9 protein-coding genes are annotated in these 12,959 nt (G+C 61.8%); 4 read left to right on the top strand and 5 right to left on the bottom strand.

The annotated features are described in order from the left end of the window. Positions 1-304 precede the first annotated feature (304 nt). Together otsB and DWB23_RS22600 are read right to left on the bottom strand one after the other, a co-directional pair. A complete protein-coding gene (gene otsB / locus DWB23_RS22595) occupies positions 305-1,189 on the bottom strand; it encodes a trehalose-phosphatase (RefSeq protein WP_121745029.1) in 885 nt (294 codons plus the stop codon). Positions 1,190-1,192: 3 nt separating this feature from the next. Further along, complete coding sequence (locus DWB23_RS22600) at positions 1,193-2,995, bottom strand: alpha,alpha-trehalose-phosphate synthase (UDP-forming) (RefSeq protein ID WP_121745030.1); 1,803 nt, start codon at positions 2,993-2,995, stop codon at positions 1,193-1,195. A gap of 396 nt (positions 2,996-3,391) precedes the next feature. Here DWB23_RS22600 and DWB23_RS22605 point away from each other — a divergent pair, with 396 nt between their 5' ends. Further along, positions 3,392-4,663, top strand: a complete 1,272-nt coding sequence (locus DWB23_RS22605) for an aminopeptidase P family protein (RefSeq protein WP_121745031.1) — start codon at positions 3,392-3,394, stop codon at positions 4,661-4,663. 123 nt (positions 4,664-4,786) lie between these two features. On the opposite strand, the gene DWB23_RS22610 is transcribed toward DWB23_RS22605, so the two are convergent. The 3 genes from DWB23_RS22610 to DWB23_RS22620 all read right to left on the bottom strand — a co-directional run bounded on the left by DWB23_RS22610 (position 4,787) and on the right by DWB23_RS22620 (position 10,679). Then, positions 4,787-5,992, bottom strand: a complete 1,206-nt coding sequence (locus DWB23_RS22610) for a Cdc6/Cdc18 family protein (RefSeq protein WP_121745032.1) — start codon at positions 5,990-5,992, stop codon at positions 4,787-4,789. 1,829 nt (positions 5,993-7,821) lie between these two features. Next, positions 7,822-8,997: an iron transporter gene (locus DWB23_RS22615; protein WP_121745033.1), complete on the bottom strand. Its 1,176-nt coding sequence runs from the start codon at positions 8,995-8,997 to the stop codon at positions 7,822-7,824. 77 nt (positions 8,998-9,074) lie between these two features. After that, positions 9,075-10,679 (bottom strand): hypothetical protein, encoded by a 1,605-nt coding sequence (locus DWB23_RS22620; protein WP_238717560.1) that lies wholly within the window; start codon positions 10,677-10,679, stop codon positions 9,075-9,077. 217 nt (positions 10,680-10,896) lie between these two features. On the opposite strand from DWB23_RS22620, the gene DWB23_RS22625 reads away from it, so the two are divergent. Genes DWB23_RS22625 through DWB23_RS22635 form a run of 3 tightly spaced genes read left to right on the top strand, consistent with a single transcriptional unit; the run spans position 10,897 to position 12,940 of the window. Continuing rightward, entirely contained in the window at positions 10,897-11,694 is a 798-nt protein-coding gene (locus tag DWB23_RS22625) for an SCO family protein (RefSeq protein ID WP_121745053.1), read from the top strand. A 2-nt stretch (positions 11,695-11,696) separates the two neighbouring features. Then, positions 11,697-12,269 carry a TlpA family protein disulfide reductase gene (locus tag DWB23_RS22630; protein ID WP_121745035.1) on the top strand — a complete coding sequence of 191 codons (573 nt, stop codon included), beginning with the start codon at positions 11,697-11,699 and terminating at the stop codon, positions 12,267-12,269. Between the two features lie 2 nt (positions 12,270-12,271). Beyond that, positions 12,272-12,940, top strand: coding sequence for a cytochrome c biogenesis CcdA family protein (locus DWB23_RS22635; RefSeq protein ID WP_121745036.1), 669 nt, complete (start codon positions 12,272-12,274; stop codon positions 12,938-12,940). Positions 12,941-12,959: the final 19 nt, after the last annotated feature.

Here is a 12,959-nt window from a genome sequence, read left to right on the forward strand (position 1 = left end):
TCGCCCTGACAGTGCGAGGGATAGGGCACCGCAACCGACAGTACGAGCGAAAAGAGGGCCGACCGAGGACGGGCAGCGAGGATTTTCGAGACCGGACCGTGGGAGGTTGGAATCGGGACACAGTGGGGCATTCGAGACTCCCTCATCGAATAACAGCGAGGCAACTCGCGCAGAACAGCGACGACTCCCCCTTCGAAAAGCAACGACAGCGGCTCACGCGGACCAGCGACGACGGTGAGCGCGGAACAAAGACGGCAATTCGCGCGGAATCACCTCGAACCCGCGTCGCACGGTCAGGTTCTGGTTAGCTCGAGCGGGTCGCTGTGCTCAGCGAACCGTCCGTGACCGATCGTGTACTGATCGAGCGCAACTCGGGTTCGCCGCGTTCGAGGGCATCGATACCGACCGATCCGAGCCACTCGAGCAACCGCGCCACCGCCTCGGGGGAGTCGATCCGACAGGAAGCCGCAGATGGCTCGTCGCCACCAACTCGAACACCGATCCCGTCCGATTCAACCGTCCGAAACGCCGACTCGTCGGTCACGTCGTCACCGATATAGATCGGCACCGTATCGGGGGGCATATCGGCCGCGATCAACGCGACCGCGTTCCCCTTCCCCCACGGAATCGACGGCCCGATCTCGTAGATCCGTTTTCCGGTCGAAACCTCGAGGGCGTCGCCGCCGACCTGGTCGACAACCGCGTGCGTCTGCCGTCGAACGAACGGCTGAGCGTCGTCTGGGACGGATCTGACGTGAACGGTTCCGGTCAAGCGCTTGTTTTCGATCCGGTAGTTCGGCACGGACTCGAGGGCCGTCTCGAGCGTTTCACAGACTCGTTCGACCTGCGACGCCCGTTTGTTAGCCACCGGGTGGACGGCGACCGATCCGCGGCGGGCGAGTTCGAGGCCGTGATTGCCGGCGTACATCTTCGGGCCATCGACCCGACCGCGAACGTCGGTCAGCGAACGACCGCTGATGATCGCCGTCGACACCGCGGGATCCGACGTGAGCGTCGCCAGGGCGTTCTCGTTTGCCGTTGTCGGCGTCGCTTCGTCCGGCTCTTCGACGATCGGCGCGAGTGTCCCATCAAAATCGAGACAGAGAAGCAGCCGTGACGCGTCGGCGAGTGTCGAACGGATCTGTGCTCGCTGCTCGTCGATCGGTGATGGCGGTGTTAGAGTCGACATCGATTACAGTTGCGGTGTTCGTTCGTGCGGATCAAAGTACGAATCCGAATTCGTGTCAGTGTCCGATCCCGTGTTTGAGCCCGCGTTCGAATCAGGATCGGAATCGCGATCAGTACGTTCGTCAAACTCTCGCTTCAGGTCCGAGTCAGGGCCTCGAGCGGGACCATCGCCGTGAACGCGACGGATCCAGTCGAACTGGGTCTCCATCCACCACTCGAGGTCGCCCTCGAGAACCCGCTTCCGAAGCGTGTTCATCCGACGCTGTCGCTCGTCGGAGGGCATCGAGACCGCCGTTTCGATCTGTCGTGCGAATCCGTCGATATCGGTCGGATCGATCGTGAGCGCGTGCGAGCCGAGCGTCTCGTGAGCACCGGTTCCCTCGCTCAACACTAACGTACCATCCCCGTCGATGCTCGCGGCGACGTACTCCTGTGCGACCAGGTTCATCCCGTCGACGAGCGGACTCACGACCATTAGATCCGCGCGCCGATACAGCGCACAGAGATCGGCGGCCGAGATGTGGTCTTCGGTGTAGACGATCGGATCCCACTCACGCGTGCCGAATCGCCGATTGATCCGTTCGGCTTCGCTCCGGACGAGTTCGCCGTGTTTCTCGTACGCCCGAATGTCGGTTCGGGAAGGGGTAGCCGTCTGAACGAACGTGAACTCGCCGTGCCACGCCGGATTTCGCTCGAGGAACCGCTCGATGGCGGCCAGCCGTTCGGGAATCCCCTTCGAATAGTCGAGTCGATCGACGCCGAGTCCGATGACGTTCTCGCGTTGAATGTCGTATCGATCGAACAGCGACGAGAGCTGTGACGCTGAAACCGATCGGGCATCCTGATCGTACGACTCGGCATCGACCCCCATCGGCGTCGCGACGACGCGGGTCGTCTCGCCATCGTATCGAACGGTCCGGCGTTCCCGGTCGACGTCCGCGGCCGGCAGGTACCGCTGCACGCAGTCGAGGAAGCGGTCGGCGTACCTGTCGATATGGAACCCCAACAGATCGTTCCCGAGCAACCCCTCGAGAACGCGAACGCCCACCGGGCAGCGCTGAAAGGTCGCCGCCGACGGCCACGGAATGTGCCAGAACTGCGCAACGGTCGTCGACCGTGGAACCGACTCGCAGATCATTCGCGGGGCGAGCGCGAAGTGGTAGTCCTGAAGCCAGACGACCGAGTCAGCCGTCGCGTGCTCGCTCACCGCCTCGGCGAAACGCTCGTTGACCGTCCGGTACCACTCGAAATCGTTCGGTCGGTTTTCGACGAGGTCGGTGAATCCGTGACACAACGGCCAGAGAACGCGATTGCTGAATCCGTAGTAGTAGGAGTCGACCGCCTCGTCCGAGAGGTCGATGCGCTGGAGCGTATAGGCCTCCTCGTCCGGCGGGACAGCAACGCGGTCGTGTTCGTCCGCGACGGCGAAGTCGGCGTCACCGTCGCCCCAGGCGATCCACGTTCCTTCGGCCCGTTGGAGGACGGGATCGAGACCGGCAGTCAGTCCGCCGGTCGGTTCATCGACCGTTATGGACCGATCGGCAGTCTCGGCAGCCGACTCGGAAACGGAACTATCGGCTTGCCTCTCTCCGTCTTCGGAGACATCCGGTGGTTCCTTCGTGTCCGCGGCCGACACCGCCTCCTCGTATTCGTGTCGATATGGTTGGCGGTTCGAAACAACGATCAGTGGACCGGGACAGGACGGCCCGTCGGACCGGACGTCATCGGTCCCTCGACCGTACCCGTCGGCCCGTAGCTGTCGATTGTTCGGGTGCGTCGACGACGACCGCGCGTCGGTAAATCGCATTCGCTGCTATATCACTCCCTCGGACCGGGTTGGTTCGCGGCCTGCATCCGCATGGGAGTCTAATAGTCCCCCCCGATAGTAGCCGAAATCGACCGACTGTCTGGACGGTGTGACTGACCGACGGTTGACTGTGTGCGGTGGTTGGCGTGCGTGCGGTGGTTGATCGGTGGTTGGCGTACGGCGGTGGTTGATCGCGGTAGGTTAGCCTACGTGTGGCGGTTGATCGCGGTAGGTTAGCCTACGTGTGGCGGTTGATCGTGGTAGGTTAGCCTACGTGTGGCGGTTGATCGCGGTGATTGGCGTACGTGCGGTGGTTGATCGGTGGTTGGCGTGCGTGCGGTTACCCGTCCGCGAGACGGACCAAACGTTCTTTCCGCTCTCGTGTGAATCGCCGGTATGCACTCTCCGTTCGAAAATCGGATTCGGGCGTGTAAGCGACGACTCGAGCGCACCGATGCGGCGTTGCTCGTCTGCTTTCCGAGTCCGAATCTGACCTACCTCACCGGCTTCGAGGAGTCGCCGTCCGAGCGCCACCTGTTGTTGTTCGTTCCGCAAACAGGCGATCCCGTCTTCGTCGCACCCGCGATGTACGAACAACAACTCGCGGGACTGCCGCTCGGCGATCCGCCGCTCGAGTTGCGATTGTGGGACGACGACGATGACCCCGTTGACCTGATCGATACCGTTCTCGAGGAGATAGTCGGCCGAAACGGATTCGAGGAAAAACTCGGTCGAGGTGAATTCGAGGATAGTCAGGATGAACGCGGTCGAGGCGAATTCGAGGGCAGTCGGGATGAACGCGAGGCCGCCTCCGCAGGCGATTCGGCACCGTCGATCCTCGTCGACGATCGGCTGTGGGCGACGTTCACGCACGACCTCCGGGAGTGCGTTCCGAACGCAACGTTCGGTCTCGCGAGTACCGTCCTCGAGGACCTGTGGATCCGCAAAGACGAGGTCGAACTCGAGGCGCTTCGACGGGCCGGGACGATCGCCGATCGCGTCTCGCTCGAGGTTCGCTCGCGCGGGGAGGACCTCGTCGGGACGACCGAAGCGGAACTGGCGAGTGAGATCGAGCGACTGCTCGCAACCTCCGGCGGCGGTGAGCCGTCGTTTACGACGATCGTCGCGTCGGGACCGAACGGCGCGCGACCACACCACCACAGCGGAGACCGAGCGATCGAACCCGGTGACCCGATCGTTCTGGATTTCGGCGCGTTCGTCGCGGCGGACCTCGAGGCGGGAACGGGTCGATATCCCGGCGACCAGACCCGGACGATGGTCGTCGGCGAGCCCTCACCCGAGTACGAACGCGTTCACGAAACCGTATTGTCGGCACAGAAAGCTGCGATCGACGCCGTCGAACCGGGCGTGGCTGCTGGCGCGATCGACCGGGCCGCGCGGTCAGTTATCGAAGACGCCGGCTACGGCGACGCCTTCGTCCACCGAACCGGCCACGGCGTCGGACTCGAGGTCCACGAGCCACCCTACATCGTCGACGGCAACGACCGCGAGCTCGAGCCCGGAATGGTGTTCAGCGTCGAGCCGGGCATCTACCTCGAGGGCAAATTCGGGGTCAGGATCGAAGATCTCGTCGTGGTCACTGAAGGCGGCGCTGAACGACTGAACGACTCACCCCGTGGCTGGGAAACCGGTGGTAGACGCCGGTAGCAGACACGAGTGGTACGAAGAGAGACGAACGCAAGACACCGGGTTTCCGATGAAACCGACACCAGGTTTCCGGTGGAATCCACCATTTCGATACCCACTACGCGCCATCCGTTCCGATACCCATTACGCGTCGTCCGTTTCGACGAGAACCTTCCGGACGACGTCCGGGTCCTCGAGCAGTTGGTGCTCGGTGTAACTTCCTTCCGCGCTACCGCCGCTCTGGCGGGATTGCTCGATAATATCGAGGAACGCGTGTTCTTTCAGCAGGTCACGAACCCGTCGAAGCGAGAGCGTATCGGAGCCTTCCTGGCGGCAGATCTCCTCGTAGACGTCGAAGATCTTGGTCGTCCGGAATCCATCCTCGTTGGGCGTGTTGAGCGCGAGAACCGCGAGCGCCTGCAACACGTATCGGGAATGCGGTGTCGAGCCCCGAATGAGCTCCCGGAACCGGTCGGTTTCGGCCCGTTCGCGGGCCTGCACGATGAACTCCTCGCGAACCGTCTCGCTGCCGTTGGACTGGGCGATCTCGCCGGCATACCGAAGGATATCGATCGCCTTCCGGGCGTCACCGTGTTCGCGCGCAGCGAGGGCTGCAGCCCGCGGAACGACCGACGGCTCGAGTATCTCGTCTTTGAACGCGTCGCTTCGAGCCTGCATAATGTCTCGAAGCTGGTTCGCGTCGTACGGCGGGAAGACGAACTCGCGTTCACAGAGACTGGATTTGACCCGCTCGTCCATCCGATCCTTGTACTTGATTTTGTTACTGATACCGATCACGCCGATTTTGCACGACTCGAGTTTGCCGGCTTCTCCCGCGCGCGAAAGTTGCATCAGAATGTCGTCGTCGTCGAGTTTATCGACCTCGTCCAGAATGATGAGAACGACCTCGTATTGGGTATCCAGGACCCGCCAGAGGCGCTTGTAGTACGTCGACGTGCTGAGCCCCTTGTCGGGAATCTTGACGTCGGTGATCGCTGAATCGTTCAGCGAGTGAGCGATCGTCTGGACGGCCTGGGTCTCCGTGCTATCCTGTGCGCAGTCGACGTAGGCGAAGTCGGCCGTGACACCTTCATCTTTTGCGACACGAACCAGCCGCTCCGAGATGTGTTTTGCACAGAGTGACTTTCCGGTGCCCGTCTTGCCGTAGATAAGCAGATTGCTCGGGCTCTGCCCGAAGATGGCCGGATTGACGGCGTTCGCGAGATCCGCGATCTCGTCGTCTCGGCCGACGATACGCCCCTCCTCGGGGAGGTGGTTGATCTCGAGCAGTTCCTTGTTCTCGAAGATTGGATCGTCACGGGTGAAGAGGTCATCGCCGGAGCTCGACATAGAGTATAGACACCACGTTTCCGGTGAAACGTCTTTACTGTTTGGACTCGAGAGCGGAAAATCCGTCACGGTGACGAATTTGGCGTCGAGAGCGATTCTCGAGCGGGTGGGGTGGACGAAGAGCGGGAGGGTGCTCGATTAGAGCACACACACACCGGGTTTCCGGTGAAATGGGGTGAACGGGGTGGGGGGTGCAGTTGAAACGGGGGTTGAGGTTCACCGGAAACCCGGTGTGTGAGAGAAACTGAGAGACACAAATTCGTGGTTCAGACCCATTAGAAGCACAATACGAGTAGTATTAGAATAGGAAAACGGGGTGATGAAAATACAGGAGAAGAGTAAATGAGACAAGAACCCCACAGGATAAGAAGCCACAAAGATGAGAGACAACAGCCCTCAAAGAGACTGTGGGGTAAGGAATAGTGAACAATAACCGAATGAGAATGTCACGATATCACTCGAGACCGCCATCGAGAACGGCTCAGAATCGGGATTTCCGGTGAATCATCGCTCGTTGGCTAACGCCAACACAGGCAAGATGTTATTTAACTTAATGGACTTTTTAGTTTACTGCACCTTATAATTAACTATTCCTCGGACGGGTGACTGTTAATTGTTCTACAGTTAAACTTCAATGGATGAGGGTGGTTAACCCAACATTCCCGCTATCATTCTAGAGTCCTATAGACTCGAGAAACTCTGCAGAGGACCTTCATGGGGCTCTACAATCGAGTCTCGTCCCTTCTATCCGAATGAAGGACGACAAATCATCGCATCACCTCTCCCCAATCCATTTCACCGGAAACGTGGTGTGCGCGCGCTCCGATTCTGCCCCTAGAATGATTTCGCTCGTTGGAAGGGTTCGGTACCTCTCCCGTGAATCCCTCCTCTTCTGGAGATCTCTCTGGTTTACCGTTTTGTCCCGCCGCCTCCAGACTCGTTCTCCGCCTTCACCCTCGTTTTCCATCTCCAGTTTTCTGACTCGAATCCCGACCCCAATCCACAGACCTCATTTCTGACCCTCTAGCTGTCCTAACTGTCCTCGTAGAATTCTCGTAGAACCCGTCTCATCGTCAGTCCCCATCCAGATTCACCCTCGCAATATTCGCAGTCGTTCACCTGTTTCACCGGAAACCTGGTGTGTCCGCCAAACAGTAGCGTGTGCTTTCTCACTCTCGTTCACCGGAAACGTGGTGTGTCTGTGCGGATAATCGCGTCGCCGTTCGTCTCTACAGGCTACCGCGTTTCAGTTCCCCGCTTCCCTCGGTCCGGACCTCCCAGACGGTTTTATCACGTCCCGAGTCACGTATCGCTCCTCCCGTTCGGCCCGGCCAATTCATCGGAAACCCGGTGTGTCCCTCGAGCAACATAGTCTCGAAAACCGGACAGTCACATTCGATGATTTCACCGGAAACGTGGTGTGGTTACGAGAGACTACTGCTATAGGTACGAGGTGTTTCAATGGGGGGTAGACCGCTTACTCGGTTTTCAGTAGTAGTAGAGCTCGACTTCGTGACCACAGCTTCGACACGTCGATTCGATTCCCTGGAGCCGGTTCGACTCGCTCTCTTCGATGATTCCTGGACCCGGTGGAACGGACGCACTGACCGTTGCCTCACACTCCGGACAGCCGATATGCATATCTGAGCGGTTCGATCGAGACATACCCTGAGCGTATTCGATTATTCCGGATAGTTATACTAGTCGTACGGGTAGTTCTGTCTCCGTTTCGGTGCATTTCGATGCTGTAGGATCGCATTTAACTTGCCACTCTGTGTCCCGATACCGTCGATATCCTCCCTCTCGGCGAGTAATCGTTCCCTGTCGATTCACGGCACCTCGAAGGATACGTCCTCGAAGTCGAAAAATGCCGTCTCGTAGCCATCGTGTCTCGAGACCGTCGGTGTATCGACGGACACCGTGATCTCGTCGCCGCTCTCGAGCGCGTCGAGGCCGATTCCGTAGTGATGGACGAACTCGTGGTCGACCGTCTCAGTCAGTGGCTCGTCCTCGAGGACGGTCGAGCCGTCCCGATCGATCGTCGCATCGAGCGAGGCGAACGGGAGACTCACGTCGTTGTACGGGGTCCGCAAGTAGAGCGCCAAATACACGCTCTCATCGTTAGTGGTAAACCGGTCGACGTCCGTGACGATCGCAGAGAGCTTCGCGTCGGCGCTGCGCTCGGTCCCGAGCAGTTCGCCGGGGAGTTCTTCGACCGGCGGCCCGGCCGATGACGGCGGGTGACCGGGATCGTAGCCACCGCCATCCGACCCGCCGTGTTCGTCGTGATCCGATCCATTGTGTCCGCCGTGGTCCGACCCGTCGTCACCGTCACTGTCTCCGTGCTCGCCGTGATCCATCAGCGGCAGCGCTTCGCGACTTCCGCGGCGATCCTCGTCGATCAGGTCGAACTCGAGGTCGTGGATATCCGAGCGGTTGAACTCGAAGTCGATCTCGAGTGTGGTCGCGCTGTCTAACCGATCGGCGAACGCGCCGGTCTGTGCGGCGTCGATCGGCCCGACCTGAACGCGGGCCGTATACTCGCCTTCGTCCGGAAGTTCGATGTTGTCGCCGTAGTGAAATCCCATCCGCTGAGAGAGCATCGCCCACGGCGTCAGCCGCCCGCCCACGGAATCGCCGTCACGGAGGATTTCGAGGCCGATATTCACCGGAAGGACGGTGTCCGTTTCGACGTCCCAGACGGTCATCATGAGATGCATGCTATCGTCAGGCTTGACGTCGACCTGTTCCGTTTCGCCGGCGATGATCCAGAAGCGGTGAGGAATCGTATAGGAGAGTTCGACGGCGTACTCGCCGTCGGTCGCTCGCCCGTAGGTGTTCATCTCTTCCATGCCCGCGGGAAGGTAGACGGCGTCAGGCCGGTTCTCGACGAGTGGCGGGTTCGACCAGGCGGACCGTTCCTCGAAGCCGAGGCGCTCGAGACAGCCGGCGACGCCGACGGTACCGGCCACGGCGGTTCCACGGAGAAAGCCCCGACGATTCATTGTGTCCGTCTTGGGTTGCCACCCTCAAAACGCCTGTTGGTTTAGCGGTCGAATGGCGGTGGTGTCTACTAACCGTCTCATCCGGTGACGTACACCGGATCCGTCGCCGGAAGCGTCAGGAGCCACAGACTGATCGCGGTGTAACAGACCATCACGACGACGAACGGGTACTGGCTGCGAATCGCCTGCAACCGGCCCGGAAAACAGTCGTAGGCGATCGCGTGTGCGGTCCAGATCGCGAGAATATGCCCCGCGATAAGCGCGCCGATCTCGACGGTCCCCAGCCAGTCGGGGACGACCAGCGTGGTCGGATTCACGGGCGGAGCGAGTGGATTCGAGAGGGCTGCCAGCGACGCGGGTGTGAGCGAGACGACGAACGCGACGTAGTGGGCGACGTGATAGCCCGCGGCGATCGCCAACAGCGATGGGGCGAAACGGCGGGCGAGAACCCGCTTCGAGAGGTACGTCGGCGCGGTTCGTCGTGATGCGCGCGCAGCCAGTCGGTAGAACGCAAGCGCTAGTCCGAACCCGCCAGCCAGTACGAGGAGATAGGCGACGGGTGCCGAAACACCGGTTGTGACGACGGTCTCGATCGTTCGACGGCCCGGCCGCGTGACGATGAATCCGTTGAACGTCAACTCCCAGACCACCAGGACGACGAACGCGACCTCGCTCGAGTCGGTGACGACCCCCGAATCACGCAGGCGAGCGCCGGGAACGACGAGTCGAAACCGGCCGCCCTGGTGCCGGGTTGAAACCTGACCGCCCTGATGCCGAGTCGGAACCTGGCCGTCTCGGTGCCGACTCGAAACCTGATCGTCCCGGCGCTGGATCGGTGCGATCGTTCCGTAGAGTCGAAAGAGCGCGGCCAGCGGATCCGCGTGCCGGAACCACGCCGCCGGCGAGAACAGGAGCGCGCCCGCGACGGTGACGACACCGTACCCCACGACGACGAGCGCGAGGGTTCCGGGATCGGACGTCACCGGAAGGACGAGTTCGAGCCAGACGAGGGTTCCCAGCCCGAGAACGGCCGGCCACGACGAGATCCGCGTTGGATACTCGAGAAGCCCCCATCCGCTTCCGTCCGCTGCCTTTCGTCCCGTCCGTCCGTCTTCTTCCGTTCGTTCGTCTCTCCTAACACGTCCGCACGCTCGAACGCGGGCACCTACGCCGATCACGCATCGTGCGATAGTTCGAAACGGATCGATCGCCGGCCACGGATTGACGACCAGGACGGCGATCATCGGTAGCAAGGCTCGAACTCCGACGAACGTGAGGACGACTGCGAGGTTCGCCGTCGGCATCGCCGGTCCCTCGAGGCCGACGACGACCACGGCGGCGAGGGCCGCGAGTCCGAGGAGGTTTCCAGCGGCAGCGCCGATGGCGATCGTCCGACTCGAAAGCGCCGTTGTCGTGCCCACTGCTGGAAGCGGAACCGTCCACTCGTGGATCGTCTCGACGAACTGCCGATCGGTCACGAGTGCAGCGAGCATGGCGGAGGCACCGACGGCCGCCCCGCCGGTGAGCAGGGTGAGCCACGTCGGTACCGCGAGTTCGCGGTCCTCGCCGAGTCCGGCGGCGACGTTCGAGGCGCGTGCGGGTTCGGCCCAGAGCACTGCGACGATACCGACCGCTCCGAGACCGAGTGCAACGAATCCCAGCAGCCGGGTCGAGCGAGACACTGTCACCGCTGGATTCCACGAAGGCGATCCACATGTATCCCCGTCCCGCTTGCGCCGCTCGAAACGGTTTCTCCCCTCAGTGCTCGAGTTCTTCCCTCGGTACTCGAGTTTTTGCCTTCCGATTCGAGCTTCCGCCTCCCGACATTTACTCTGTCGATCCGTCGGATTCGGTGTACGAACCAACGGACATTTGATGGCGCGCTCCTACGGATCAGACATGAAACGGCGGACGTATCTTCGCTCACTCGGTGTCGCCGGTACCGCTGGTGTCGTCGGTACCGCTGGCTGTCTCGACACGTTCGATCAGGCACTATCTGACGACGACAGCCGCACGATTCTGCCGGCGGCGGACGGCCACCCCGAGGATCCTGGGTATCCGAGCCACGGGAACGAGTTCCCCTCGTTTTCGATCCCCGATCCGGTCGCCGAAACGAATGTCTCGCTCGAGGATTTCGTCGGCGAACGCTCCTTCCTGCTGACGTACTTCTTCACCACGTGTCCGGACGGGGTTTGTCCGGCCCTGCTCACGCGATTGCGCTGGGCTCAGGACGACGCCATCGATCGCGGCTACGCGGACGATCTCGGGTTGCTCGCCTTCACGTTCGATCCCGAACGCGATACGCCCGAAGTCCTGACGGAGTACGCGACTCAGCAGAACATCGAGTACGAGGCCGAGAACTTCCACTTCCTCCGGCCCGAGAGCTACGAGGAGGCGAAGCGGCTGATGACCGATACGTTCGGCATGGCGCTGCAGCGAGAGGAAGACGGCGAGAACGGCGACGACGAATCGAACGGTACCGAGGGTACCGACGAGAGCAACGAAAGCGCCGACGGAAACGAGAGCCACGACGAGCACGATCACGGTGCGTACACGTTCACCCACAACAGTCGGATCACCCTCGTCAACGAGGACGGCATCGTCGAGCGCGCGTACCCGAACGCCGTCCAATCCGAACGCGCGGTCGATCGGAAGCGACTCCTCGAGGAAACCAGAACGGTCGTCGGGGTGGAGTAAAGATGCGTCGACGGGAGGTCCTCGCCGGCGTGGGCAGTGCGGGCGTCGTCGTCGGAGGCGGTGCGGTCGCCGTGTACGGGCTGCCGTCGTCCGACGACCTCCGCGGGGAGGAGTCCGGCGACGAGCCGCCCGAGCCGTTCGAGATCGAAACGGTCGACGCCGCCGGCAGCGACGCCGGGACGATCGAGGTCCCCGACCTCGGGCGCGCGACGTTCGTCGACCTGTTCGGGACGTGGTGTGGACCGTGTATCGAACAGATGCCGGCGCTCGGGGAGGCCAACGAACGAATCGGTGACGAGGTGCTGTTCTGTTCGGTTACCAACGAGTCCGTCGGCCCGAACGGCTCGATAACCGAGGCGGAACTCGTCGAGTGGTGGGACGAACACGACGGTAACTGGACGCTCGGACTCGATCCCGCCGCCGAGCTCACCGCGCGATATCCCGGTGGCGTTCCCAGAGGCGTCGCGATCGACGCTTCGGGCCGCGTCCAGTGGGCCGAATCCGGGATCAAGACCGCGGACGAACTGGTCAACGGGATCGAACAGGCACTCGAGGCTGATGCCGGTGACAAGTGAGTATGATCGACGGCTCACTGCCGCTCGCGTTCGCGTTGATAGCGGGCGTCGCGACGTTCTTTTCGCCCTGTGCGTACCCGCTCTTACCGGGCTACGTCGGATTCTACGTGAGCCAGACCGACGGTGAAGGTGCGTCGCTGCCGGGTGCGCTCAGCCGCGGTCTCATCGCTGGAATCGGCGTCCTCGCCACGTTCGGCGCGTTACTGGTCGCCGCGTACTGGATCGGCCACTCCACGCTGTCGAACGTCACCCTCTTCGAGCCGATCGTTGGCGCAATCCTGGTCGCGTTCGGGCTGTTGACCGTTCTCGGGCGCGCCCCGTCGCTGTCGATTGCGCTCCCGAAACGCCGTTCGAGCGTCCTCGGTTTCGGCGTCTTTGGCGCCGGGTACGCGCTGGCGGCGGCGGGCTGTGTTGCACCCCTGTTCGTCGCCGTGATCGCGCAGGCCCTGTCCTTACCGCCGCTCTCGGCGGCACTCGTCATCGGCACCTACGTCGGTAGCGTCGTGTTGTTGATGGTCTCGCTGACCGTCGTGACGGGAATGGGGCTCCTCGTGGGTGCTGGACAACTGGCCGCGTACAGCGAGACCCTCGAGCGACTCGCGGGCGCGGTCATGATCGTCGCTGGAGTCGGACAGCTGTACCTCGCCATCGTCGTCATCGACGTTATCTGAGCGCTCACTGCTGAATAGA

This window comes from Natronorubrum halophilum (assembly GCF_003670115.1).
GTDB lineage: Archaea > Halobacteriota > Halobacteria > Halobacteriales > Natrialbaceae > Natronorubrum > Natronorubrum halophilum.